Annotated in this window: 24 protein-coding genes; 8 read left to right on the forward strand and 16 right to left on the reverse strand. The window is 48.9% G+C overall.

Annotated features, from left to right (window positions below):
- Positions 1-22: 22 nt before the first annotated feature.
- The 5 genes from ribH to NATSA_RS00690 form a co-directional block, all read right to left on the reverse strand.
- Positions 23-493 carry a 6,7-dimethyl-8-ribityllumazine synthase gene (ribH, locus tag NATSA_RS00670; RefSeq protein ID WP_419539828.1) on the reverse strand — a complete coding sequence of 157 codons (471 nt, stop codon included), beginning with the start codon at positions 491-493 and terminating at the stop codon, positions 23-25.
- Complete coding sequence (locus NATSA_RS00675) at positions 490-1,350, reverse strand: PHP domain-containing protein (protein WP_210509398.1); 861 nt, start codon at positions 1,348-1,350, stop codon at positions 490-492. Before NATSA_RS00675 ends, ribH begins: the two co-directional genes overlap by 4 nt.
- A gap of 14 nt (positions 1,351-1,364) precedes the next feature.
- Entirely contained in the window at positions 1,365-3,023 is a 1,659-nt protein-coding gene (locus NATSA_RS00680) for a S41 family peptidase (RefSeq protein WP_210509399.1), read from the reverse strand.
- Positions 3,024-3,053: 30 nt separating this feature from the next.
- The gene (locus NATSA_RS00685) at positions 3,054-5,111 is read right to left on the reverse strand and encodes a LysM peptidoglycan-binding domain-containing protein (protein WP_210509400.1); all 2,058 of its coding nucleotides are present in this window, start codon (positions 5,109-5,111) and stop codon (positions 3,054-3,056) included.
- A gap of 123 nt (positions 5,112-5,234) precedes the next feature.
- Positions 5,235-6,905: an NAD+ synthase gene (locus NATSA_RS00690; protein ID WP_210509401.1), complete on the reverse strand. Its 1,671-nt coding sequence runs from the start codon at positions 6,903-6,905 to the stop codon at positions 5,235-5,237.
- Between the two features lie 118 nt (positions 6,906-7,023).
- Between NATSA_RS00690 and NATSA_RS00695 the strand changes: the two genes are divergently transcribed.
- Positions 7,024-7,473 (forward strand): GNAT family N-acetyltransferase, encoded by a 450-nt coding sequence (locus NATSA_RS00695; RefSeq protein ID WP_210509402.1) that lies wholly within the window; start codon positions 7,024-7,026, stop codon positions 7,471-7,473.
- Between the two features lie 5 nt (positions 7,474-7,478).
- Here the strand turns inward: NATSA_RS00695 and NATSA_RS00700 are convergent, their stop codons facing one another.
- From NATSA_RS00700 to NATSA_RS00715, 4 genes are all read right to left on the reverse strand, one after another.
- Positions 7,479-7,949 (reverse strand): NUDIX domain-containing protein, encoded by a 471-nt coding sequence (locus tag NATSA_RS00700; protein ID WP_210509403.1) that lies wholly within the window; start codon positions 7,947-7,949, stop codon positions 7,479-7,481.
- A 7-nt stretch (positions 7,950-7,956) separates the two neighbouring features.
- Positions 7,957-9,612 carry a CTP synthase gene (locus tag NATSA_RS00705; protein WP_210509404.1) on the reverse strand — a complete coding sequence of 552 codons (1,656 nt, stop codon included), beginning with the start codon at positions 9,610-9,612 and terminating at the stop codon, positions 7,957-7,959.
- Between the two features lie 102 nt (positions 9,613-9,714).
- Positions 9,715-10,026 carry a hypothetical protein gene (locus NATSA_RS00710; RefSeq protein WP_210509405.1) on the reverse strand — a complete coding sequence of 104 codons (312 nt, stop codon included), beginning with the start codon at positions 10,024-10,026 and terminating at the stop codon, positions 9,715-9,717.
- 47 nt (positions 10,027-10,073) lie between these two features.
- The gene (locus NATSA_RS00715; RefSeq protein ID WP_210509406.1) at positions 10,074-10,415 is read right to left on the reverse strand and encodes a hypothetical protein; all 342 of its coding nucleotides are present in this window, start codon (positions 10,413-10,415) and stop codon (positions 10,074-10,076) included.
- Positions 10,416-10,547: 132 nt separating this feature from the next.
- Between NATSA_RS00715 and rlmB the strand changes: the two genes are divergently transcribed.
- Positions 10,548-11,297: a 23S rRNA (guanosine(2251)-2'-O)-methyltransferase RlmB gene (gene rlmB / locus NATSA_RS00720; protein WP_210509407.1), complete on the forward strand. Its 750-nt coding sequence runs from the start codon at positions 10,548-10,550 to the stop codon at positions 11,295-11,297.
- On the opposite strand, the gene NATSA_RS00725 is transcribed toward rlmB, so the two are convergent.
- The 3 genes from NATSA_RS00725 to NATSA_RS00735 all read right to left on the reverse strand — a co-directional run bounded on the left by NATSA_RS00725 (position 11,268) and on the right by NATSA_RS00735 (position 13,875).
- Positions 11,268-11,945, reverse strand: coding sequence for a HAMP domain-containing histidine kinase (locus tag NATSA_RS00725; protein ID WP_210509413.1), 678 nt, complete (start codon positions 11,943-11,945; stop codon positions 11,268-11,270). The two genes, rlmB and NATSA_RS00725, sit on opposite strands and share 30 nt — an antisense overlap.
- Before the next feature lie 145 nt (positions 11,946-12,090).
- A complete protein-coding gene (gene ndk / locus NATSA_RS00730) occupies positions 12,091-12,522 on the reverse strand; it encodes a nucleoside-diphosphate kinase (RefSeq protein WP_210509415.1) in 432 nt (143 codons plus the stop codon).
- A gap of 159 nt (positions 12,523-12,681) precedes the next feature.
- Positions 12,682-13,875, reverse strand: coding sequence for a phosphoglycerate kinase (locus tag NATSA_RS00735; RefSeq protein ID WP_210509417.1), 1,194 nt, complete (start codon positions 13,873-13,875; stop codon positions 12,682-12,684).
- A 151-nt stretch (positions 13,876-14,026) separates the two neighbouring features.
- On the opposite strand from NATSA_RS00735, the gene NATSA_RS00740 reads away from it, so the two are divergent.
- Positions 14,027-15,193 (forward strand): cysteine desulfurase family protein, encoded by a 1,167-nt coding sequence (locus tag NATSA_RS00740; RefSeq protein ID WP_210509419.1) that lies wholly within the window; start codon positions 14,027-14,029, stop codon positions 15,191-15,193.
- Positions 15,194-15,229: 36 nt separating this feature from the next.
- Here NATSA_RS00740 and NATSA_RS00745 read toward each other — a convergent pair whose 3' ends face one another.
- The gene (locus tag NATSA_RS00745) at positions 15,230-15,736 is read right to left on the reverse strand and encodes an inorganic diphosphatase (RefSeq protein WP_210509421.1); all 507 of its coding nucleotides are present in this window, start codon (positions 15,734-15,736) and stop codon (positions 15,230-15,232) included.
- Between the two features lie 332 nt (positions 15,737-16,068).
- Between NATSA_RS00745 and NATSA_RS00750 the strand changes: the two genes are divergently transcribed.
- A complete protein-coding gene (locus NATSA_RS00750; RefSeq protein ID WP_210509423.1) occupies positions 16,069-16,626 on the forward strand; it encodes a Fur family transcriptional regulator in 558 nt (185 codons plus the stop codon).
- On the opposite strand, the gene NATSA_RS00755 is transcribed toward NATSA_RS00750, so the two are convergent.
- Genes NATSA_RS00755 through NATSA_RS00765 form a run of 3 tightly spaced genes read right to left on the reverse strand, consistent with a single transcriptional unit; the run spans position 16,615 to position 20,916 of the window.
- Complete coding sequence (locus NATSA_RS00755; protein WP_210509425.1) at positions 16,615-17,496, reverse strand: cell division protein FtsX; 882 nt, start codon at positions 17,494-17,496, stop codon at positions 16,615-16,617. The two genes, NATSA_RS00750 and NATSA_RS00755, sit on opposite strands and share 12 nt — an antisense overlap.
- Positions 17,497-17,521: 25 nt before the next feature.
- Positions 17,522-19,627: a hypothetical protein gene (locus NATSA_RS00760; RefSeq protein WP_210509428.1), complete on the reverse strand. Its 2,106-nt coding sequence runs from the start codon at positions 19,625-19,627 to the stop codon at positions 17,522-17,524.
- Positions 19,624-20,916 (reverse strand): CinA family nicotinamide mononucleotide deamidase-related protein, encoded by a 1,293-nt coding sequence (locus tag NATSA_RS00765; RefSeq protein WP_210509429.1) that lies wholly within the window; start codon positions 20,914-20,916, stop codon positions 19,624-19,626. The genes NATSA_RS00760 and NATSA_RS00765 overlap by 4 nt, the downstream gene beginning before the upstream one ends.
- A 278-nt stretch (positions 20,917-21,194) precedes the next feature.
- Here NATSA_RS00765 and pgsA point away from each other — a divergent pair, with 278 nt between their 5' ends.
- From pgsA to miaB, 4 genes are all read left to right on the forward strand, one after another.
- The gene (gene pgsA / locus NATSA_RS00770) at positions 21,195-21,788 is read left to right on the forward strand and encodes a CDP-diacylglycerol--glycerol-3-phosphate 3-phosphatidyltransferase (protein WP_336244666.1); all 594 of its coding nucleotides are present in this window, start codon (positions 21,195-21,197) and stop codon (positions 21,786-21,788) included.
- Entirely contained in the window at positions 21,769-22,251 is a 483-nt protein-coding gene (locus tag NATSA_RS00775) for a phosphatidylglycerophosphatase A family protein (RefSeq protein WP_336244667.1), read from the forward strand. The genes pgsA and NATSA_RS00775 overlap by 20 nt, the downstream gene beginning before the upstream one ends.
- An 87-nt stretch (positions 22,252-22,338) precedes the next feature.
- A complete protein-coding gene (pyrE, locus tag NATSA_RS00780) occupies positions 22,339-22,986 on the forward strand; it encodes an orotate phosphoribosyltransferase (protein WP_210509433.1) in 648 nt (215 codons plus the stop codon).
- A 118-nt stretch (positions 22,987-23,104) separates the two neighbouring features.
- Entirely contained in the window at positions 23,105-24,547 is a 1,443-nt protein-coding gene (miaB, locus tag NATSA_RS00785) for a tRNA (N6-isopentenyl adenosine(37)-C2)-methylthiotransferase MiaB (protein WP_210509435.1), read from the forward strand.
- Positions 24,548-24,575 lie beyond the last annotated feature (28 nt).

A 24,575-nucleotide genomic window follows, 5' to 3' on the forward strand; every position in this document is an offset into this window, starting at 1 on the left:
GTTTTTCAATGTCATCCAGAATTCACAATGAGTCGATTTCACCGTAAAGAGAAATCATCTCCAGTACTGTCATTGCCGCTTCTCCACCTTTGTTTCCTGCTTTTGTGCCGGCCCTTTCGATTGCCTGCTCAATGGTGTCGGTAGTCAGAACACCGAAACCCACAGGAATCTGATACTTCAGCATCACATCCGAAATTCCCCTGCTGGCCGTTCCGGCAACAAAATCAAAATGCGGTGTCGATCCGCGGATAACAACACCCAGACAGATCAGAGCATTGTATTTGCCGGTTTCGGCCAATTTTGACGTAATTAAGGGAATTTCAAACGATCCCGGACAATATACGGCATCTATGTGTGTTTCATCAACCCCGTGCCGCTTCAAAGTATCTACCGCTCCTTCCAGCAGCCGTTCGGTGATAAAACTGTTCCATCGGGATACGATGATTCCGATTTTGGCATCTGTAACGTTAAACGTCCCTTCAATCTTGTTCACTTGCATAATGTTTCTGAATAAGTTTTGGAATTTTTCTGTGGTTCAGCTGCCCTTGTCTTCAATAATGGTGAATCGGGTTCCAGTTTGGTGTGAATCGTACCAAAATGGTGAAAATCCTGCACACTTCCATGAAAATCTGATCCTCCGGTAATTAACAGATCGAAATTTTCACAGTAATCGGTAAAACGGCGCTGATGCCAGGAGTTATGCGATGAATGAAAACACTCAATGCCGTCCAGTCCATACTCCCTGAACTTTTTTATATCTATGAAAGTGTAGTTGTCAGCGGGATGGGCGAGTATTGCATAGCCTCCTGCCTGATGGACCAGATCTATGGCTTCGGAAATATCCGGATAGTCAATTTGATGATAGGCACTTGAGCTGTTCCCAAGGTACCGGAAAAACACTTCCTGAATGTCGGCTGCAAATCCCTTTTTAATCATCACCCGGGCGATGTGCGGACGTCCGATTGATGCATTTCCCGCTTCCCCGAGGACTTCATCATAAGAAATATCAAAACCAAGCTTGTTGAGGTTATGGATGATACTTTGCGCCCGTTCAATTCTTTTGTCTTTCTGCCCCCGGAAAAGTCCGGTCATGACACCGGCATCCTCAAATGAATACGCCAGAAGATGACACTCCCTGTTCTGATAAATGGTGCTTACTTCGGCAGCATTGACAACCTGCAGGGGGGTTCCCTCCGAAGCCAGCTTTGCCTCGGCCACCCCGTCAATGGTGTCATGGTCCGTGATCGCAATTACATCAAGGTCCGTTGTCAGTGCATGTGCAACAACCTGCGCTGGTGATAGTTTACCGTCGGATGCCGTGGTATGAATGTGAAGATCTGCTTTAAGCAAAATAATAACAGGTGTCAGGGTTCAAGGATGGACAACCAGGCCGCATTGTCTTCAAGTATTTCGATACTCTTCAACACTGCCTTATCCGATTCCAGCTGTTTTTTCATGCGTCCGCCGGCTCCATCGAAACGTGAAATAAGTTCAAGCATCAGTTCTTTCCTGATGTATTCGGAATACCGTTCTTTTTGTTTCTGTTTTTCAAGGTCTATGAGCTCCTGCATGGCTTTAATACGGTCCTCCGACTCCTGCTTGAGCGATTCGTCCAGTGTTTCCGTAAATTCATTGAACTTCCGCTCCGTACGAGTCGCATACTCAAAATCCTGATTCTCAAGGTAAGCCAAAAACGCATCATAAGCTTCCGCTGAATCGATTTCATCGCCCTTGATATCTTTATCTGATGTATACTCATTGGCAAAGAAGAAATAGTGGCTGTTTTGAAGCAGCGCGATTTCGAGCATGCTTTGCTGCCGTTTTTCAGCTTTGATATCGGGCTCAATGCCGATTCCTTCATAGACCGTTCTGCCACCCCTGGTCTTGAATTCGGTCCGAAGCGAGTCGGGGACTTCATCCATTTCCGCAGCTTCTTCTTCTGAAAGGTAGGGTGTCGACTGTATGGACCGGCCGCTCGGCACATAATATTTTGAGGTGGTCATTTTCAGCGACATATTATAGGAAAGCGGCTGGACTATCTGTACCAGACCTTTTCCAAAGCTGCGCTCGCCGATGACCACAGCTCTGTCAAGATCCTGCAGCGCTCCGCTAACAATCTCGGAGGCACTGGCGCTTCCACCGTTTTGAAGCACAACCAGCGGCTTATCGGGGAAAACCGGCTGTTCTCTTGTTTTGTACTCCTGGTTTGCCCGGGAGAGCCGCCCTTCTGTCCAGACAACCCGCTCGCCGGCAGGAACAAACTTGTCAATGATTTTTACAGCCTCGTCAAGCAAGCCGCCGGGGTTATTCCGCACATCCAGGACCAGCCCGTCAAGGGAACCCTCTTCCTGCATATCCAGAATGGCCTCTCTGACTTCTTCGGCAGCATTTTGGGCAAAACGCCTGAGCAGGATGTATCCTATTCGAGAATCAGAATCCAGAGTTGTGAAATAACTCACATTTTTAACCTCGATTGTCTCACGGGTCAGCTCGAAGTCGATGGGCTCATCAATTCCGTATCGCCTGATGGTCATATTTACCGTGGAACCGGGGTCCCCCCTCAGAAGACTCTGCAGGTCATCGGTGCTCAGGCCCTGTACATCGGTATCATTTACATTCAGAATAACATCACCGGCCCGAATTCCTTTGCGCTCAGCTGAGTATCCTTCAATGGGAGCAATAACAACCAGCTCGCCGCCACGGGCTCCTACCTCCAGCCCGACACCGGCATACTGCCCGGTAGTCACAATATCCATCTGTCTGCTGCCTGACTCATCAATTAAAACAGTGTAGGGATCCAGCTCCTTGAGCATGGAGTGAATCCCCCGCCTGATAAGCTTTTCAGGATCAACTTCATGGATGTAGTTACTTGACAGCTGTTCGTAAACTTCACTGAAGATGGTAAAGTTTTTATGGATCTGAAAATAGGGATCAGACCGGTGAACAAAGCCTGCACCGACAAGCAGCAACAAAAGGAGTGTTATCAGGAGATACCTGGGATAGGAAAAAATGTTGGTTTTCATGGGTGACAGAAGGCCGGTTTCAGAAAAATGTCAATTCGGAATTCGTAACGTCTGTCCGGAGTAAATTCGTGTTGAAGAGAGATTGTTCAGATTTTGAATTTCCTGCACAGTCGTATTGAAGCTTCTTGCAATATTCGAGAGGTTGTCATTGGGCCGGACAGTGTAGGTCCGGTATTCCCCGTCAGAACCGTCGGCTACCTGGGTTGCGGCATCTGAGGCAGAAAAGCTGTCACGCTCCGCCCGGCTCATGTCATTCAGCTTCGCATATTGCTGCTGCAGGTTGGACGGGACATATATGGTCAGTCTTTGGCCGGGCCGTATTAAATTGCTGATGTTGTTCCATGAACGAATACGCCACGCCTGGGTATCAAACCATTCCGCTATGTGTCCGACGGTATCTCCGGATTTCACAACATAGGTAACAGCTTCTGAATTGGCAGGCCTGTTGGACGCAGAGGCCTGCTGACTGGCGGCTGAACTGGCAGCAGTTCTTGCCGTTTGCGCCCGGGACGGTTCTTCGGACCGTATGGCAACATCACTTCCTCCGGGCACGGGAATGACAATATCCTGTCCGGGATGAATCACGCTGGACAACCCTTCATTTGCCTGATACAATGCACGAACGGTGGTGCCGTACCTGTTTGCAATGACCCCAAGTGTTTCACCCCTTTTGACCGTATGAATTGCCAGATCATTCATACGCTTATCTTCCGGGATCTCCTTATAGGCTTCCATGAACCGTTCTTTGCTTCCTTTCGGAATCTTCAGAGGATACGGTTCATCGCCGGGAGGTGTAGCCCATCGCAGCAGCTCCGGATTCATGTTTCTTAGTTCCTGAGTGGAGATGCCGGCACATTCTGCCAGCAGTCCAAGATCAACTGAGCCATTTACTTCAGCAACATCGTATTCATAGGGGTCTGCATCATAGGCGGATTCAAAACCGAAATCCTCGGGATTCATTGCGATAAGGGTGGCGGCGATGAATCCGGGCACATAACCTCTTGTTTCACGCGGCAGGTAGGGATATATCTCCCAGTAATTCCGGACGCCGCCTGCGCGCCGGACAGAGCTGAGCATTCGCCGCGTGCTTACATTATAATTTGCCAGCGCAAGATGCCAGTCGCCGTCCCAGTACTGATGAAGGTCGCGCAGGTGCCTGGCAGCAGCGCGGGTTGCCTTGACCGGATCACGTCTTTCGTCAATCCACCAGTTGACTTCAAGTCCGTATACCGAGCCTGTTGCATAGATAAACTGCCACATTCCCACAGCTCTGGCATGTGACCGTGCTGTTGGAACCAACCCGCTTTCGATCATAGCAAGGTGAACCAGTTCTTCAGGCACCCCTTCTTCACGAAATATCTCCCTCATCATCGGGAAATACCTGGCCGACCGCTCCAGCCACCGCTCCATGATTTCGGGCCTGCGCACAGTCAGATAGGCGATGTGGTTATTAACCTGTTCATTGCGGATCAGAGGCACCTGAGTCTTTCCCATTTCAAGATTTTCAGGCAAAATAAACGCATGTGTATCAAACCAGTCTTCCTCTTCCATCCGCATCAGGTCTTCATGCACTTCAAAAATCTCACCTTCAACATTGATTATGGATTCGGATATCCCGTAAAACTCCTGATACTCGGTCATGACGGTGCGGTACAACTCGGCGAACTGGCGGCTGTCCCGTACTTCGGGATGATCATCCATCAGATTCTGCAGTCCCATCAAACCGTCTGTGATATACTCTTCGGCGGCTGCCGGGTCATCATTAATCTGAGCCTCCATTGATAGCAAATGAACGCGGTAAATATGGGCGAGCCGCTGAAGCACCTCTTTGGACAAGGAAGGCGGACTTGACTCTGCTGTTTCCTGTTCCTGCTCACGAAAATAGTCAGACCTGTCAAATTCGGGGAATTGCAGCAGCCTTGACCTGTTTACCTGAAGCACCCTGGGCTCTACTTTCCGGTATTCAATTCCCTCTTGCCAGTCCTCAATTTTGATTAATTGTTCATTCTGTTCAATACGGTCCTGAGCTGCTGCCTGCACAGCAAATGGTACGAGCAAACAGAATATCAGTAGTTGTTTCAGGTTCATTTTTCAGGCCTGTTCCCTTGGGAATGGGGTGATATGATGCGGGCTACAGATGTATAAAGTTGCAGTCCTGTTCAAACTATAAAAGTACGGCTAAAGACTGAAAAACGAAAGAAATACTGCCGGCTATCCTAACTCGGTCCATCGCTGCGCAATCGGCAGTCTGCGGCCTGAGCCAAAAGCTTTTGAACTCACCCGGATACCCGGTGCAGCCTGTCTGCGCTTGTATTCGTTGCCATCCACCTTTCGGATGACATCCCGCACGGTTTCTTCATGGTAACCTTTTTGTACTATGTGTTCTGCCGGCATCTGATCTTCAATATAGGCCTTGAGGATGCCGTCCAGAATATCATACGGAGGGAGCGAGTCGGTGTCTTTCTGATCGGGCCGCAGCTCCGCACTGGGAGGTTTGGATATTGTGTTTTCCGGAATGATCTCACGGCCGAAAAACTGGTCGTTCAGCCAGCGGGAAATCGCATAAACTTCGGTTTTATAGATATCAGAAAGGATGGAAAGACCACCTGCCATGTCACCGTAAAGGGTACAGTACCCTACAGCAAGTTCAGATTTGTTACCGGTATTGAGCAGCATGTTTCCTAATTTGTTTGATATTCCCATCAGCAGCGCCCCGCGCGCCCGGCTCTGGAGGTTCTCTTCTGCAACTCCGAATTCGCTGTCGCCGAAAACGGGTTGAAGTGTGCTGATAAACGCCTGATATATATCGGCAATTGGCAATTCGTAGAAGGGTATCCCGAGGTTGGAAGCGAGTACTTCAGAGTCTGTCACACTGCCTGATGATGAAAACTCCGAGGGCATGGTCACGCCCATCACATTTTCTTTTCCCAGAGCCCGGGTTGCAATGACGGCAGCCAGGGCAGAATCAATGCCACCACTCAGTCCCATTACCACCCGGTCCGGCATTCCGCTTTTGACGACATAGTCTTTGAGACCAAGCACAAGCGCATGAAACAATCGCTCTTCCGTGCCGGGAATCGGTGCAACGGAGGAGCCGGTATAACTGATATCAGGTGACCCTGACCAAGTGAAATCACCATGGTCTTCCTCAAATGTCGCCAGTCTGGTTATCAAATTGCCTTCAGCACTGAATACAGAACTGATGCCGTCAAAAACAATTTCGGTATTTGCTCCAACCTGATTCGCATAAATGACCGGAATGTTCAGCCTGCGGGCATGCCGTGCCAGCATATCTTCCCGCATCTCGGGTTTTCTTTTGGTGAAGGGGGATGCGGCGATGTTAATGAGCACCTGTGCCCCTTTCTCCCTTAGTTCGACAGCAGGGTCACATTTGTAAGTATGATAGTTATACTCATTCTGATTGTTCCAGATATCTTCACAAATAGTGATACCCCATTTAAAACCGGCCCATTCGGTGACGTGGATATTGTTTCCGGGTTCAAAATACCGGAACTCATCAAACACATCATAGGTCGGAAGCAGGGTTTTGTGAACGCGGCCGGCAGTTTCTCCCTGATGTGCAAGTATGGCTGTGTTGTATATTGGCCTCCCGTGTCCGGATTCATTCGGGGTAACAGTTCCAAAAAGCAGGCCTGTGCTTCCGGTACTTTCGATGATCCGGTCATTCTGGGAAAATACGGCATTCAGAAATGATCTTCTTTCGAGCAGATCCATCGGCGGATACCCGCAAACAACAAGCTCCGGCAGAACAAGAAGGTCCACACTGTCAGCTTCGGCTTTTTCAAGAGCTCTGAGTACAGCGTCTGCATTGCTTTTGATGTCACCGACCACAACATTTATCTGCTGAATCCGGATATTCATGAAATAAAGAAAAATTATGTATTATGGGTTAGCAGAAGGTAAAAAAAGAACAAAAACTCATCTGCAATCATTTATTAAGATGTAAAAGATACTTCCGTGCCTGCAGTGGTCAAAATTCATGAGGAAAAAAGTAGCTGACGAAATCACCATAAGCCGGGACGGCTTTCTGTTCATAAAGGAAGTCAGAAAACTCAACAACCTTGTCTTCAGGGAGAAGCGCCTGATCAACCGGCTGGATCATGACCCGCTGATTTTTTTGACTGCCCACTGCCAGGGAGAGCTGGCCGGTTTCAAAATCGGATATGCTCAAAGCCCCAGGATTTTTTATTCGGCTAAAGGGGCTACCTCGCCCTTGTACCGCAGACAGGGAGTGGCCACGAAACTGCTTTTTGAAATGATGCGTGAAGCTGCGGCTATGGGTTTCACGGAACTTCATTACGACACGTTCCCGGCAATATATCCGGGGATGGTTGTTTTGGGACTCAGGCACGGATATAAATTCAAAAAAATGCATTGGAATCCGGAATACAATGACTTCCAGCTGCGGCTGGGCCGGGCATTAAGATAAAACTGTCAAATGAACCCGGGCAATTCTTTTTGTCTTTCAGGATCGGACAGGTCTTCAGCAAATCCGTTTCGAAGGTATTCGGGAAATATGTCACTGCGGCCGAGCCGGTCAAAGGGGATAAAGTCAGCACCCCTGATAATCTGCTGCTCTTTGCTGTACTCCGGATCTACGCCTGCAACCGGTTCACCGGCTTTGTAATGGCAAAAAAAGTAAAACTCAACAGCATGGATGCCGGTTGCATGAACTTCTTGCAGATACCAAAGAGGTCCGGCTTCCACAGTAACACCTGTCTCTTCTTTTATTTCCCGGACAAGTGCGCCGTGCAATGTTTCTCCAAAGCCAAGACCGCCGCCCGGCGGCATCCAGATCAGTTCATTCGTTACCGGCGAGTGCAGGTTTACCATCAGCAGGGCCTGATCCCTGACCACAAGACCATTTACTCTGACCCGCACCCTATTCCGAATATCATCATCCACCGGCATTTCAGGAATTGTGAGAATTCATTACCGCAGTAAATTCGTCCAGTTGACCGTTGGAGCGTGCGTATTCAACAGATGCTTTCAGGAAATCCACAAACAGCGGGTGCGGTTGTTTGACCGTGCTTTTCAGTTCCGGATGAAACTGAACTCCCACAAACCACGGATGATCTTTTACCTCAACAATCTCAACGAGGTCTTTATCCGGATTGACTCCTGTCACAATCAGACCGTTGGCCTCAAGCTCTTCGCGGTATCTGTTATTAATTTCATAACGATGTCTGTGCCGTTCGCTGATGACCGGCTTCCCGTAGGCGCTGCCGGAAAAGGAGTCCTGTTTCAATGAACAGTCATAGGCACCCAGACGCATGGTCCCCCCTTTTTCATCGATGCTTTTCTGTTCAAGCATCAGATCCACAATGGGATAGGGGGTTTCCGGGTCGAATTCGGTACTGTTGGCCTGATCCCATCCACACACATTGCGTGCATATTCGATCACGGCACACTGCATTCCCAGGCAGATACCCATGAAGGGTATCCGGTTTTCACGTGCATATGTTACAGCAACAAGCTTTCCATCAATACCGCGGGCACCGAAACCCGGAGCCACCAGTATGCCCGACACTCCTTCCAGCAGGGTGTTTACATTTCCGGAATCCAGATAGTCGGAGGATATCCACTGGATATCAATTTCGCAGTTGTTTACCGCTCCGGAGTGCTTGAATGCTTCGACAATGGAGAGATAAGCATCCTGATGATCGACATATTTCCCCACAAGGGCAATCCGTATGGTATAATCCGGTTTACTGACTGCCTGGACGAACCGGTTCCATTCGGTCAGTTCAGGGTCGGAACTGTCCAGGTGCAGCTTTTTGATGACGCGATGGTCCAATCCTTCATCCTTCATCAGAAGCGGGACCTCATATATGGAGCGGGCGTCCAGCGATGCGATCACATCTTCATTATCAACATTGCAAAACTGGGCAATTTTTCTGCGTATGGAGGCATCAATAGGTACTTCGGCACGACAAACAAGGATGTCGGGCTGCAATCCCAGTTCGTAAATGGTTTTTACCGAGTGCTGGGTCGGTTTGGTTTTGAGCTCGCCTGCCGCTTTCAGGTACGGGACAAGCGTAAGATGGATGGAGAGCGTGTTTTCTTTACCGACATCGTACCTGAGCTGCCTCATTGCTTCGATATAGGGCAGCCCCTCGATATCACCTACCGTTCCACCGATCTCTACGATTATAATGTCAAAATTTCCGGAATCACCGATTGACTTGACCCGCGATTTTATCTCATCGGTGATATGCGGAATGACCTGAACGGTCTGACCCAGATAAGCGCCCTGTCGTTCTTTGGTAATAACATCGTAGTAGATTCTTCCGGTAGTGACATTGTTGTCCTGGGACGTCGGCACACCCAGGAATCGTTCATAATGACCCAGGTCCAGATCGGTTTCTGCTCCGTCATCGGTAACATAGACCTCACCGTGTTCATACGGGTTCATCGTGCCCGGATCCACATTGATGTAGGGATCAAGTTTTTGAATGGTTACACGAAAACCCCGGGCAACGAGAAGCAGTCCGAGGGATGAACAAATGATTCCCTTACCGAGGGACGACGTAACTCCCCCTGTTACAAATATATATTTCGGCTCCATCTGACAAATGCAGGCTAAGTGAAAGGTTGCAGAAAAATAGCAGGTTTCACATGCGGTATCAAATGGTATTTTGCAATTTCCAAAAATGCACCGACGGCTGCATCAGCGGCTGTTCAGGTACTCGATGGCCTGCTGCAACTGCCGTTTCTGGTAATTGACTGATACCAGGTTGAGTACAAATACGGTTATCAATACCCAGAAAACCCATGAGGACAGTTCGGTCATGTCGCTGAAAAACCAGTATGAAAAAAAAATCAGTGCCAGGATGTTTATGCCGGTGATAAACAGAAACCGGCGTTTCCGGTGTTCCAGTATGCGAACCTGGTCAGCTAAAGGTTTTCCGTCACGATCTTTGCCAACATGATAATCAAGCACCGTGTTGATTCGGGTCAGCTCCTCATCCGTATAATTCATGATCACAAATATCCGGTAAATGCCATTCCGGCAAGCAGTTTAAAAAATTAATTCTGATTGCGAATCACACGGATGATAGCCTTTTTTACGAGATTATCCATGCTTTTTCTGTCCCGCACCGTTTCATAAAACACCCAGAGTCCCACCATGGCACTCATACTTCCCAGCAGGCTGAGCACGGATGATATCCAGAAAGTGAAAACCTGCTCGGTCATGGAGACAAAAATGGCAAAAAAGCCGGTAATCATCATAAGGACGGAGGCGCCGATATGCAGCGGGTTAACACCTTTCAGACTTCGGACGGGCTGCTCTGTTCCGTCTGTTAACGAAACATCCCGGACCTTTCTGCGCTGGAATATATCTTCTGTTTTTTTGCTTCTTTTAATCATGGGGCTCTGTAACGGTATCGTTATCTTGATTAATCGTGCATCAGTTCTGGTTCCCGGAATCGATCATTTAAAAGCAGCAATAACTTACATTAGCAACTATCTTAATAACTATCAAGCAAATTAAAACGATCCATGAATTCCGAGCAATTTGTATACGGACGGAATGCAGTTCATGAACTGCTTGAACACCGGCCCGGCAACATATCGAAAATTTACATACGCAATAATGCCCAGGGACGTGCAATCCAGGATCTTGTGAATATGGCCTCCACGTCTCGTGTGCCGGTTCAGCGCGTTCCCGGGAAAAAACTGGCCGATATGGTCGGATCTGTTAATGATCAGGGTGTGGTTGCTTCTGTCAGTGAAGCTGCTTACATCGAGCTGGAAGACTGGCTTGAGCAATCGGACATCAGCCTGAATCCCGTAATACTTGCCCTTGATGAAATCGAGGATCCGCACAACTTTGGCGCCGTGGTCCGGACGGCCCTGGCCTGCGGAATAGATGCGGTAATGGTGCCCAAGCACCGGCAGGCCCCCATGTCGGGAGGCGTTTTAAAAGCTTCCGCCGGGGCTATTCTGCGCATGCCGGTAATCCGGGTTGTCAATCTGAATCAGGCACTGATAACGTTGAAAAAAGCCGGGTTCTGGATACTTGGTACCGATATGGAGAGCGGAGATCCGTACTGGCATCAGGATTACAACATCCCGATGGTCGTGGTGCTCGGCAGTGAAGAGAAAGGGATACGAAAAAAGACAAAAGAGCATTGCGATATGTTTGTGCACATACCCATGCTCAATGATGTGGAATCGCTTAATGCCTCGGTAAGCAGCGCCCTTATCAGTTACGAAATATTACGACAAAGGCAGGCGAAACCAGAATGAGGGTGTTGCTCCGGATTCCTGGTCCACGCCATGATCGGCACCCAAAAACCGGAGAGCCGTATTTACGAATAAAAGGGCATAACCGCCCGGTTTCAGAATGCCTTGTTCGGGCACCATGTTATTGCTGATGGTTTGCTCACCTGAGAATGCCTCAATGAGATTGGAGCGGAATGCCGTTTCCGGGGGAAAGAAAAGAAACAGCAGCTTGCCGTTATCATCACTGACCCTGATATCTATCGTTTTTTTGTTGCCGGCAATGCTTAAGAACAAAGTGACCAGGTTATCCAGAACAAGCGTTATCAGCTCCTCATCTCTTTTGACGGTATTTACATCACTTTCATACTCTAAATTGACATTCAGAGACTTTCCTCTGATAAATATCTCATTTCCGGATATGGTCTGCTCCAGCAGTTTCTTCACATGCACCCTGTCTTCCGATGCTTCATAAATACCATCTTCAATCTGATAGGCAAAGCCCCAGCTCTGAATGGTATTGATAAGCTTTGAGGACGACAGGTGGATGTTCCTGCAATAATGCTTGAGATGATCCAGATCGTCTGCTGCATCCTTGTGCTCCGACTGAAGGTTTTCGATATCATCGATAAGCAGCTCGGAATACATCATGGCATTACCGACCGGTGACTTCATGTCATGACAGATCTTGGCAACAAACTCAGGGGGTAAACGCTTCATAATAGATAACAACAGCAAATAATTATAACAGGACCGGCTTCTCCTGAACTGACATGTCAATAAGAGGAGAAAGAACCGGCCGCATTGTTACACAAAAAAATCAGGATTCGTTGGCCACAAGTTCGCTTTCAGCAAAAAAGTAGGCAGCTTCGATTTTTCCGTTTTCAACGGAATCGGATCCATGAACAATATTTTCACCTACACTGTCTGCAAACTCTTTTCTGACCGTCCCTTCAGCAGCTTCGGCAGGATTCGTGGCTCCGATCAGAGCACGGAAGTCTTCAATGGCGTTTTCTTTTTCGAGTACGACGGGAACACACGGGCCGCTGCTCATAAAATCCGTCAGTTCATCGAAAAAAGGCCGCTCTTTGTGCACAGCATAAAAACCACCCGCCGTCTGCTTGGTGAGCCGGGTCATCTTCATTGCCTTGACAGTGAAGCCGGCGTCCTGAATTCTGCGCAACACTTCACCAATGAGTCCCTTGCGTACACAATCGGGTTTGAGGATTGCCAATGTTCTTTGTCTGGCCATAATAAGTAGTGTTTTAATTGGTATTTCTTTTTTTCCGGAAGGATGTTTTCCAGTTGATTTCAGAGAAAGCTTAAGATAAAAAAGTGCCGGATCAACACAATTGCGTGTTTTTTTCCGGCACATGTTAAGATAACCTTTGCAGGCACCAGTCAGCAGCTGCTATTTATCTGTGAGACTGGCAATACCCGGAAGTTCAATGCCTTCCAGATACTCGAGACTTGCTCCGCCACCAGTCGAAACGTGGGAAACTTTGTCCTCAAGACCTGCCTTTTTAATGGCAGATGCGGAGTCACCGCCTCCTATAATCGTGATTGCTCCGTTTTCAGTAGCTGTGCTCATAGCTCCTGCAACGGCAAAGGTACCCTTGGCGAATGCATCCATTTCGAAAACGCCCATCGGACCATTCCAGATTACGGTTTTGGCATCCTTGATTTCATCGCCAAAAAGCTCAGCAGACTTCGGACCGATATCCATCGCCATCCAGCCATCCTCGATGCCGTCCTGAGCTACCGTTTTGGTCTCGGTGTCTTCCTTGAACTCGCGTCCGACAATAGAGTCTACAGGCAGCATAATGTTAACATTATTGGATTTGGCTTTTTCGAGCAGTGTACCTGCAAGCTCAACCTTGTCCTCCTCAAGCAGCGAATTGCCAATCGGCAGGCCCTGAGCCTTGTAGAATGTATAGGTCATTCCGCCGCCGATGATAATGGTATTCACTTTTGTGATCAGGTTTTCAATCACTCCGATTTTGTCCGAAACCTTGGCTCCGCCCAGTACGGCAACAAACGGTCTCTTCGGATTTTCAACGCTGTTCTGAAGATATTCAATCTCCTTTTGCAGCAGGTATCCGGCGGCAGCCGGCTGCAGATGCTCCGTTATACCGGCTACAGAACTGTGCGCACGATGGCTGCTTCCAAAGGCGTCGTTGACAAAAATGTCTCCATGTTCTGCCAGCTGCTTGGAGAATCCGGGGTCATTCTTGGTTTCTTCCGGATGGAACCGGACATTTTCCAGCACAACGATTTCACCGGCTTTCGCGGCTTCAACCGCTTTTCGGGCCTGATCACCGATGCAGTCTTCACCGAAATGCACATTGCAGGAGACCAGCGACTGCAAGTGACCGGCCACCGGCTTGAGGCTGAATTCGGGTTTGCGTTCACCCTTCGGGCGTCCGAGATGACTCAGCAGAACAAGCTTGCCGCCTGCTTCAATTACATGATTTATGCTGGGCAGAGCCTGTCTGATCCGGTTGTCGTCACCGATCACGCCATCTTTAATCGGTACGTTGAAATCAACGCGCATAACGACCGTCTTTCCTTTCAAGTCCAGGTCTTTAAGAGATAATTTTGTCATTGTGAATGATTCCTTTTGATTTAACCGTTATTTTACTTCACCTTGATAATATACTATGATGATGTATTCTTTATGAAAAACCCGCTGAGGTATATTACAAATCACTCAAAAATAAAAGAATTACACATCATTATTAAATCATGAATCAATCATGAACACCATATATCTGGATAATGCCGCCACTTCTCCGCTTGATGAACATGTCGCCGGTACGATGGAGCCGTTTCTGAAATCAGATTACGGGAACGCATCGTCCATTCATCACATGGGGCGCAAATCAAGTGTAGCCGTTGAAACATGGCGTGAAAAAATTGCAAAAATTATCGGTGCCCGGTCTTCAGAGATCATATTTACAAGCGGCGGTACCGAAAGCAACAACTCGGCCATTTTCGGATTGCTTGAGAACCGCACCGGCAAACAGATTGTCACAGCCCGAACCGAACACAATGCGGTGTTATACCCGGCAGAACATGCCCGGAAAATGGGCTATGAAATTATTTTTGCCGACATTGATGAGACCGGGAAAGTTACACCGGAAGCACTTCGGAAAGTCATCAGCAAAGACACGGCTCTTGTCAGCCTGATGCATGTTAATAATGAAACCGGGGTCATTAACCCTGTCCCCGAACTGGCATCCATCTGCAAAGAACACGATGTGCCGATGCATTGCGATGCCGTTCAGGCGGTTGGTAAAATCCCGGTCAATGTCGACGAGCTTGGCGTGGATCTGCTTTCGATGAGTGCGCATAAATTCCATGGCCCCAAAGGTGCCGGTGCACTCTACGTGCGGGGCGGCGCTCCATGGTCAGCCTGGATGCACGGCGGTTCACAGGAACGCGGGCGCCGTGGAGGGACACTCAATGTGCCCGGAGTTGCAGGTATGGGAAAAGCTCTTGAAGTTGCCGCTGACGGAATGAGTGATCACATATCACATATCAGGGATCTGCACCAACGCCTTTATTCCGGACTTTCAGAAAAATTTGGTGATCTTGTCCGTTTCAACGGTGACCCTGAAAACGGAATACCGCACATCCTGAGTGTAACGGTAACCGATTCGGGCTACAAACCGCTTGACGGCGAAATGCTGCTGCTAAACCTGGACATTGAAGGTATCTGCTGTTCCAATGGATCTGCATGCACTTCGGGAACCATCAAACCCTCCCACGTGATGCTTGCTCTTGGAATGAGCGAAGAGCTGGCAAAATCAACCCTGCGCTTCAGTCTTGGTAAGTACAATACACCGGAAGAAATGGACCGGACGGTTGAAGCGCTTTTTGAAATAGTAACCAGACACTCCGACTCCGTGCCCAGTTTGTGAACTGTGATCTCAGAGGGAGATCACAGGTTATCTGCGTCAGGCTGATTTTTTACTCTTCTTGAACCGGTCCCTGCAGTCCTGAATGATATTTTCAGCAACTTCCAGGCCATACCATCCGTCGGTCCCTGTTTTTTTGTCTTCAAGATCCTTGTAGACCTGAAAGAAATGCTCGATTTCATGAAGCATGTGGGGAGGAGCTTCACTCAGTGAATTAATGTGGTTCCAGAGCGGGTCCTTGACCGGGACACAGAGTATTTTTTCATCCGGGCCCTTTTCATCCCACATTTTAAACATGCCGATTGGTTTGGCCTCGATCATGCAGCCGGGAAATGTAGGCTCTGTCACAAGCACAAGAGCATCCAGGGCATCACCGTCCAGAGCCAGGGTATCCGGTATAAAACCGTAATCACTTGGATAGTGGACAGATGAGAAAAGCATCCGGTCAAAACTGATCAGCCCTGTTTTCTTGTCATATTCATACTTGTTACGGCTTCCTTTGGGAATTTCGATCATCACCGTGATGACGCTGTTGTTTACTGTCATAGATACGAACCTGCGTGATTTTTAAATATTCAGGAATGGGTTAAAGCTGTTTATATGTTATTGGTTTTATACAGCACTCACCGAAGATATATTGTGCTGCATTGCTGAAATCAGCTGTGCTGAATATGCGTCACGTTTTAAAGCCGGTTTTATGAAACTGGACCGGTCTCCGACGGCTACTGTCAACTGATACCATACCAGCTACAATGCTGCTGTAACTACAAAAAATCGAAACAGAACGTTCACGCTGAATGCCTGAAAAAAGGTATATTACCATATTCTCTTTTAGCGTTATTTAAAACCGGACTCCCAAATAATACCACCGACTTATTATGGCTAACCCCGCCAGTGACGACCTCATTAATGAAGTCAAGCAGATTTTCCGGACGTATCTGAAGGAAAACAAGCACCGCCAGACACCGGAACGGTTCATGGTTCTGGAAGAGATCTATCGTGCTGACGGACATTTTGATGCGGACGATATGTATTTCCGGATGAAAAACATCGGTTACCGAGTATCGCGTGCAACAGTCTATAACACGCTTGACCTGCTGCTGGAATGCGGCCTGGTACAGCGTCACCAGTTCGGTAAAAATCAGTCTATCTATGAGCGTGCCTATGCCTACCGGCAGCATGATCACATGATATGCAAAAAGTGCGGAAAGGTGATCGAGTTTTGTGATCCGCGCCTTCAGGAGATAAAAATCATGCTTGAGAAAATACATGATTTCGACATAGACGGGCATTCCCTCCATTTTTACGGCACGTGTCTTGATCCGGAAACGTGTGCCGAAAACACGGAGAGCACGGAAAAAAGTCCCCGGAACAGAGAGAGTGCAGCATCACCTGCCGAAACCGGAAAAACAGCCGCTGCGAAATCAGGTAATTGAGGTCTGGCTGATGAACTTTCGGGTTGCCCACCGGCTTCCCCACAGCCCCATCATCAGAGAAAGCACCGCCATTGCCCCGGTGAGGTAATACCATTCACCGAATGGCCATGCCAGGACACCAAACTGCGGCACGTAATACGGAATGATATACTGAAACAAAGCCCAGTGCAGACCAATCGCAATGACTGCAGCAATGGCACCCTGAATAAATCCTTCCAGTAGAAACGGCCTCCGGATAAATCCGTTTGTAGCACCAACCAGCTTCATGGTCCGGATGATGTTCCGTTTGGAGTAGATAGTGAGTCTGATGGTGTTGAATACCAAAATTATGGCGGTCAGCAAGATAAAAATTCCGATACCCGTTCCGGTCATGGCCATAAGCTCGAGCCGGTCTTCAAGAGTTTCAAGCAGCTGCTGATTGAACACTACCTCGTCCACTCCCTGGAATTGCTCAATTTCATCAACCATTGAACGGATATCAGAAGCAGAGGCATCCGGAGCCAGCTGCAGCTTGAAAGAGGCCGGCAGAAACTTCAAATCGGCAAGTGATTCGCCTTCGGTGCCAAACTCTTCACGAAAAATCTCTTCTGCCTGATCTTTGCTTATGTATTCTGCATTTTCAACAACGGAATAGGCAAGCAGGTCGGTTTCAATCCGACCGGTCCTGTCCTCGTCGACATCCATAAGAAAAACTTCCACCTCGACAGACTGCTTGAGAGCCTGAACGACCTGAAACGCATTATATCCGAACCGGGCCATCAGTCCGACAAGCAATACTGCCACAACCAGTGCCGTGACCGATGTAAAACTGGCAAGCTTTGTTCGTTTAAATCCTGAAAAGCCCTCTTTGACAACGTATGAAAAACTCATGTGCGGATTACATCACCTGTTACAATTAATTTCGCAAAACCCATCGGATACCGAATCGAAAACGCGTGGAAGGCATAGGGTGGTATGCCGTCTCAAAATAGCCCGGAAGCAGCCAATTATCCAGCGCATTTTCCAGCCGGAACAAAAAAATCACCGACCTTACCCTGGCTGTCAAATCCAGATCCAGCCGGGCAAATTCTGGCAGTGCCTGGGCTTCTGTTGCCTCCGCTGCCGGATGCCAGGAGTTGGGATCCCAGTAATCCATCGACGGATAGTACTGAGCTGATCTGTAGATGTTGGGAGAGGCCTGGAGGTAAAATCCGCCTTTGATATAGGAAGCACTGTCGAGTACATAATTTTTATAATAAAACGATGCCCTTCCCCATATCCGGTGCCCGCTGCGGTCCAGCAGCTGATTTACCAGCCGGTCGTCATCCGAAATATAGTTCTGATATGTTCCTGACAGTGAAAACTCAATCCGGTCACCATTGAATGATATCCAGGTGGTTGCCCCTGCAGAGGCGTAGGAACCGGCCTGGGTGAATACACTGTCCTGATCCACAAGAATGGGTCGCTCGAATCGCGAGGCATGCAGCTCGACACCGGCATCCCACCTGCCGTTGCCTTGATGAAGGCCGGCGACAGCGCGCTCGACGACTTCATTGCCGATATCCTCGTCACCTCTTACAGGGTCACGGTTCCAGTAGAGATGTCCTGCCTGAGGCATGTGCTCGCCTCTTGAATAGGAAGCTCTTGCTGAGAGATTTCCGGAGAGCCGGATTGTAACCTGCGAGCCAATTTCATAATCCGTATGCCCGTCTGTCCGCCATCCGGCACGCCCCCATGTATGCAGCCGGGATTGCCGCGGCAATGGCAGGCCGGCCATAACCATACCCTCCGAAAAGATCCAGGAGTCGATGTCCATAGTCTGAAAACGGTCCCGGTCTATTACCGTCCACTCAGACCGCACGTCTCCCTGCAGTTCGAACGGCCCTGCGTGCTCAATATGCCGGGCAGTCAGGCCTGTGGTATGGTTGCGGATGTAAGAACTGTCTGCACTGTCGTAATGAAAGCGGCGGTAGCGGTCGTGATATAGTGATATCCGCGATGTGGCTTTTTCACCCGGATCGCCGCGCCGGTAGGCCGTTGCTTTGAAAAGGGAATTTCGCATGGATGACTCGGCCGTGGTTTCATTCGGGAAGACCTCAAACCGGTCGAACGGAAAGGTGAACATATCCACAATATCGTAACCGTGAGGCTCTCCCATCTGCAGGCCGCTGTAGATAAAACCACCCTCCACCAGCCATGAGTCGTTTATAAAATGATAAAGAATCACCTCAGCGTTTCTCCCGCCCATCGTGCTGTTCCGGTAGCCCTCACTTTCATTTTTGCCCCAGTAAGCAATGGAAATATTGGTGGATGGTGTGATATTCTGGGTCAGGTACCCTTCTGTGCTGCGGTATTCATAAGCAGTTTGTTCGTAATTAATCAATGTCAGGGGCTGCGATACGTGATAGCGCCTGGTGCTGGTCTCGGTACGATGGTAAGTCGGAGCGTTGAACTCATTGACCGTGGCCAGCCTGCTGTAGTGGGACAGCCTTTTCCGGTTGGCCGATCCGAAAACGCGTTCATTCAGGGGGATGCCGTCGCGGTAGACCCGCTGATGACGTGACTCGTGGCCACGGATCAGAAAGCCGTCATTGCGGCCGAGCCCTCCCAGCTGATAAGAGATGACGCCGTGCTGCCTGCTCAGCCACTCCCCCTGGTCAGACCACATTTCCCAGCGGCTGAGACTGTCGTTGCTTACCCGGACAAATGCACCGGGAGCTTCCATTTCAAGCGGCTGGACAGGTTCATAATAGACATGGCGGTCCCGTTCCCTTCGATCCTCTCTCACATCAGCCTCATCCGGAATTCCTTCTGGATCCATGGGCTCTTCGCGATCCACATCAGCGGGAACACCATCCCGATCCGGAGGATCCGCGGGCTCTTCGGGCGCCTCGGGCTCATCGGGCTCCTGCGGGATGGTATCACCGGGTGCCGTCCAGAAAAATGCGTTTTCAGCATACTGTCCGGATTCTGACACCGGCAGCATAAACGACAAAAGTGATATGACAAAAACAGCTATCATGGACGGACCACTTCAGGTTGATACGGATAACCCGGCAGGCCCCGGATATTCCTTCTCAGAAGATCCATGGCAGCAGCAAAACTGCGCTCCTTGTTCACCAGTCTTTCTGTCGTAAAATGAAAGCGGCAGGCAAAGTGCTCAACATCTCCGGCCCAGAATCCGATCCAGATGGTTCCTACCGGTTTGTCCCTTGTTCCACCTCCGGGACCCGCCACACCGGTTGTACTGATGGCATAGTCGGTACGCATGAGCTTGCCGGCACATTTGGCCATTTCAAGTGCAACCGGTGCACTCACCGCGCCATGTTCTTCGATGGCATCCGAACTGACTCCGAGAGTGTTTATCTTCACTTCGTTGTCATATGCAATAACGCTGCCCCTGAAGCACCGGCTGCTGCCGGGCACATCGGTTAAGGAACTGGCTAAAAACCCGCCGCTGCAGCTCTCTGCAAACGAGAGTGTCTTGCCTGAGTCTGCCAGCAGTGTAACCAGATTGCGGCCGAGGGTTTCATGATAGTCATCTGAAAAAATAAAAAGCGAAGCCTTCTGCTGAATCCATTCACAAAAATCTGAAAAGGCAGCCTGGCTGCTTCCGTTTATTTCCGTTATGCGAATATCCACACCGGACGGATGGGGTAAAAAAGCAATATCAACCGTATCAGGGATAACTTTTTCAAGCCCTCCCAGGACCCGTTCGCTAAGGTCACTTTCGCCGATCCCGGTAGTCCGGTAGTACTTCTGGCTGATTCTGCGTTCTTTTTTCTCCCATCGCTGCTCCAGCAGCGGTATCAGACGTTTTTCCGTTATGTGCTTCAACTCATAAGGCACGCCTGGCATTGCCGCCAGTATACGGTCATCCTTTTCCATGAGCAATCCGGGAGCAGTGCCCAGATCATTAAACATAATACGGGCTCTGGATGGTATATCTGCCTGTTGGCGGTTCACCTCACTGACCGGTCGCCCCCTTTTTCTGAAGTACTCTGTTACATGCGCAAGCACGTTTTCATCCCTAACAGGCTGATCCTCAAAAAAATGCAGCAAAGCTGATTTTGTAACATCATCCCTCGTCGGCCCCAGGCCGCCGGTTACAATCACCAGATCATGATTGTCCCACAGATAATTTACTGCACTCAGGATAGACTCCATATCGTCTGAAACCGTGAGTACGGTTTCACAGGGAATGCCGATGCCACGCAGGATCTGACCCAGCCAGGAAGCGTTTGTGTTGATGACATCGCCGTTGAGCAGTTCATTACCGATAGTTACGATACCGGCTGAATGATTAGCCATAGAAATTTTGGTGCTGAAGCAAGCCTGTTATTGTGACGGCCTGAAATAGTGTGGTTCGTTCGTTTAGCAGATCCGGGGTGTATAGCGGAAAATGTATAACTATCCGCGAAAGACCGGAATCTGACGTAATCTAAAATAGGATTTCTCCCGTTTCAAACGAACGGCAAATTCAGAATACATATTGATCCATGGGTAACTTTTCACAATACTGATAACCTTGCCGGATGAATCATAAATATTCTGTTTCAGTGTGTTGCAACTTTTTTATCTTTGACGTTGTGAAACGAGTACCGAATATATTAAGTGCCCTGCGTATCATTCTCGCTCCCCTTTTCGTGCTGATGTATCTTCAGGACGCATTTTTTTGGGCGGCGCTCGGGCTTATTGTCTTCATCATAGCCGCGCTGACCGATTATCTGGATGGCTATTACGCCCGCAGATATGAGGTCACTTCAAATACAGGGGTTTTTCTCGATCCGCTTGCAGACAAATTTCTGACGTTTGCCGGCTTTATCTGCATTCCGTTTCTTGATTCCGGCCAGTTCCCGTGGTGGGTTATCGGGGTAATTGTATTCAGGGATATTGTCATAACGGCTTTGCGGATCTGGTCAGATTACATCGGATTTCCGATGCAGACAAGGTATTCGGCGAAAGTTAAAACGCTGGTTCAAATGGTATTTCTGTATGTAGTACTGCTGGCCGGTGCCATATCAAAAGCAGGAGGAATGCCCGGTGATGCCGCCACGGCATTATTTGAAACGGGGATATTGGGTTGGTTTTTCTATCTTGTAATGATTGTTACCGTCTATACCGGTATTGAATACCTTTATATTAACAGGAGATTATTTAAAAGTGAACCCAAAAACGTCTAACTGGGCTGTTTTAGCGGGAAGTGTTTTCTATATCGGCTTTTTGCCGAAAATTCCCGGAACATGGGGAAGCCTTGCTGCCTTGCCGCTGATTTATCTCACCTCGCAATTCATACACCCCCTTTTCGGTCCGCTCCTGATTGTCGTGCTCTTCGCTGCGGTAACACTTATTGCAGCCAACGGAATTGAAAAAGAGCTCGGCCCCGATCCCGCCGAATGTGTATCTGATGAATTTGCCGGTCAGGCCATGGTATTTCTCTTCATCCCGGTCTATACGAGTTGGGAATACAATGTTCTGGTTTTTGCCGCTGGTTTTTTCCTGTTCCGTTTTTTTGACGTCCTCAAACCGCTCGGCATCGGAGCCATTCAAAACACCGAAGGCGGCTGGGGTGTTCTGCTTGACGATATCGTAGCCGGGATGTATGCACAAATTTGTCTGTTATTTATTATATTTGTTGTTCTATAAAAAATTCTGTTCAAGGTTGCTGAATATCGAGAGGGGATCAGCATAGCCCGGTAATAACAGAATCGAACAGCAGAACCGATTTGCGCTATGATTTCAGACAAAAAATTTGCCCGGGAACTGGCCGGAGAACTCCTCGACATAAACGCTGTCTTGCTCAGGCCGGATAACCCCTTCGTCTGGTCTTCCGGGTGGAACTCCCCCATTTACTGTGATAACCGACTGACCATTCTTTATCCGGAACTGAGAAAGAAAATTGCCGGCAAATTATCGGAAATCATTACCGATAACTATTCACACATTGATGTCGTTACCGGAACCGCAACCGCCGGAATTCCCCACACGGCCTGGGTAGCCGACCGGCTGAACAAACCGATGGCTTACGTCAGGGCAAAAGCCAAGTCCTACGGAATGGGTAATCAGATTGAAGGCGGGGTTCGCAAAGGCGAATCTACCGTTGTCATTGAAGATCTCATCTCCACCGGTACCTCTGCCCTCTCAGTTGTTGAAACCCTGGAATTTGTCGGTGCCAAAGTAGACGCACTGCTTGCCATATTTACGTATGGCTTCGACGTTTCCAACGAAAAAATCAAGGAACATAACATACCGATGCATACACTTACCGATTATGCAACACTGGTTGATGTTGCCCTTGAGAAAGATAAAATACGCCACAGCGATGTTGCGTTTTTGAATGACTGGCGAAAAAGGCCCGATACCTGGCCGGGCTCCGAATAGTGAACGTAAGAGCCGGTGCACTTTTTCCGGGGCAGGATCAGACGTAATCCTTCATAATTACAGAGCCGGATCTGCGTAGTAAAAGTGCGGCAAAGTCATTATTTTACAGGCTTGTACGATGTTACTGGCCGGCATTTTTCTGAAATGCAATCACAATCACACGTTTACCGTATCACCCGAAACAAGGTACCCCGTTTTGCGAGATCGTAACTTTTTTATAGAAACCTACGGCTGTCAGATGAATTTTGCCGATTCTGAAATCGTCAACTCCATCATGGTTGACCGCGGCATGAAACCGACTGACACGCCCGATGATGCGTCTGTTGTATTTATAAACACCTGCTCTATCCGCGACAATGCCGAGCAAAAAGTCTGGAACAGGCTCAATCATTTCCGGTCCCTGAAAAAGAAACGAAACGGAGACATGGTTATAGGGGTACTTGGCTGTATGGCCGAGCGGCTGCGCGAAAAGTTTCTGGAGAAGGAAAAGCTTGTCGATATTGTTGTTGGTCCGGATGCCTACAGGGACATTCCCAAACTGCTTGCCGAAGTTGAAGACGGACGAAAAGCTGTAAACGTCATCCTCTCGCAGGAAGAAACCTATGCCGATATAACGCCGGTCCGCACAACGGGCAACGGAGTTTCCGCATTTGTTTCGGTCATGCGCGGCTGCGACAACATGTGTTCATTTTGTGTCGTACCGTTCACCCGCGGACGCGAACGGAGCCGCCCTGTTGAAAGCGTCATTGACGAGTTTCAGCAGCTCAGCGATGCAGGATACAAGGAAGTCACACTTCTCGGCCAGAATGTAAATTCCTACAACCATAACGGACGGGATTTTGCAGAGCTGATGTACCGCTGCAGTCTCATTAATCCCGAGATGAGAATCCGGTTTTCGACTTCACATCCCAAAGATTTCCCTGATGAGTTTCTTCATGTGATGCGTGAGCGGCACAACGTCTGCAACTATATCCATATTCCGGTGCAGTCGGGAAATAATACCGTGCTTGAGCGGATGAAGCGTCCGTACACACGGGAAGCGTACCTGGAGCTGATCGACAAAATGAGATCCATGATCCCGGGCGTTTCACTTTCTACCGACATCATTGCCGGTTTCTGCGGCGAAACGGAAGAACAGCATGAAGAAACACTGGATATCATAGAGAGGGTGCGTTACGACATGGCCTACATGTTCGCCTACTCCGAGCGGGAGCGTACTCTGGCACACCGGAAATACGAAGACGACGTACCTGAAGAGGTTAAAAAACGGCGTCTGTCAGAGATCATCTCACTGCAGCACGGTATTGCCGCAGAGTTAAATCAGCAGGAAATAGGCCGGCGCCATATTGTTCTGGCTGAAGGTACCAGCAAAAGATCGGAAGATCAGCTCTCGGGCAGGACAGATACGAATAAAATGGTTATTTTTGACAAAGGCGTGTGCAAAGCCGGAGATTATGTTGAAGTGGAAATTTTTGATGCCACCTCGGCAACACTCAAGGGAAAGGCACTCAGCAAAGTTTTATTATCCGATACCTCGCCCTTTCCGGCGGTGGCACTCTGAATAAAGTCCTGCTTTCCGGGGATTACAT

The organism is Natronogracilivirga saccharolytica, from assembly GCF_017921895.1.
Classification (GTDB): domain Bacteria; phylum Bacteroidota; class Rhodothermia; order Balneolales; family Natronogracilivirgulaceae; genus Natronogracilivirga; species Natronogracilivirga saccharolytica.

Excerpts from the sequence above, each read along its gene's own strand:
- NATSA_RS00680 (WP_210509399.1), bottom strand. The coding sequence starts at position 3,023 with ATGAAAACCAACATTTTTTCCTATCCCAGGTATCTCCTGATAACACTC.
- NATSA_RS00685 (WP_210509400.1), bottom strand. The coding sequence starts at position 5,111 with ATGAACCTGAAACAACTACTGATATTCTGTTTGCTCGTACCATTTGCT.
- NATSA_RS00690 (WP_210509401.1), bottom strand. The coding sequence starts at position 6,905 with ATGAATATCCGGATTCAGCAGATAAATGTTGTGGTCGGTGACATCAAA.
- NATSA_RS00695 (WP_210509402.1), top strand. The coding sequence starts at position 7,024 with ATGAGGAAAAAAGTAGCTGACGAAATCACCATAAGCCGGGACGGCTTT.
- NATSA_RS00705 (WP_210509404.1), bottom strand. The coding sequence starts at position 9,612 with ATGGAGCCGAAATATATATTTGTAACAGGGGGAGTTACGTCGTCCCTC.
- NATSA_RS00710 (WP_210509405.1), bottom strand. The coding sequence starts at position 10,026 with ATGAATTATACGGATGAGGAGCTGACCCGAATCAACACGGTGCTTGAT.
- NATSA_RS00715 (WP_210509406.1), bottom strand. The coding sequence starts at position 10,415 with ATGATTAAAAGAAGCAAAAAAACAGAAGATATATTCCAGCGCAGAAAG.
- rlmB (WP_210509407.1), top strand. The coding sequence starts at position 10,548 with ATGAATTCCGAGCAATTTGTATACGGACGGAATGCAGTTCATGAACTG.
- NATSA_RS00725 (WP_210509413.1), bottom strand. The coding sequence starts at position 11,945 with ATGAAGTCACCGGTCGGTAATGCCATGATGTATTCCGAGCTGCTTATC.
- ndk (WP_210509415.1), bottom strand. The coding sequence starts at position 12,522 with ATGGCCAGACAAAGAACATTGGCAATCCTCAAACCCGATTGTGTACGC.
- NATSA_RS00735 (WP_210509417.1), bottom strand. The coding sequence starts at position 13,875 with ATGACAAAATTATCTCTTAAAGACCTGGACTTGAAAGGAAAGACGGTC.
- NATSA_RS00740 (WP_210509419.1), top strand. The coding sequence starts at position 14,027 with ATGAACACCATATATCTGGATAATGCCGCCACTTCTCCGCTTGATGAA.
- NATSA_RS00745 (WP_210509421.1), bottom strand. The coding sequence starts at position 15,736 with ATGACAGTAAACAACAGCGTCATCACGGTGATGATCGAAATTCCCAAA.
- NATSA_RS00750 (WP_210509423.1), top strand. The coding sequence starts at position 16,069 with ATGGCTAACCCCGCCAGTGACGACCTCATTAATGAAGTCAAGCAGATT.
- NATSA_RS00755 (WP_210509425.1), bottom strand. The coding sequence starts at position 17,496 with ATGAGTTTTTCATACGTTGTCAAAGAGGGCTTTTCAGGATTTAAACGA.
- NATSA_RS00760 (WP_210509428.1), bottom strand. The coding sequence starts at position 19,627 with ATGATAGCTGTTTTTGTCATATCACTTTTGTCGTTTATGCTGCCGGTG.
- NATSA_RS00765 (WP_210509429.1), bottom strand. The coding sequence starts at position 20,916 with ATGGCTAATCATTCAGCCGGTATCGTAACTATCGGTAATGAACTGCTC.
- pyrE (WP_210509433.1), top strand. The coding sequence starts at position 22,339 with ATGATTTCAGACAAAAAATTTGCCCGGGAACTGGCCGGAGAACTCCTC.
- miaB (WP_210509435.1), top strand. The coding sequence starts at position 23,105 with ATGTTACTGGCCGGCATTTTTCTGAAATGCAATCACAATCACACGTTT.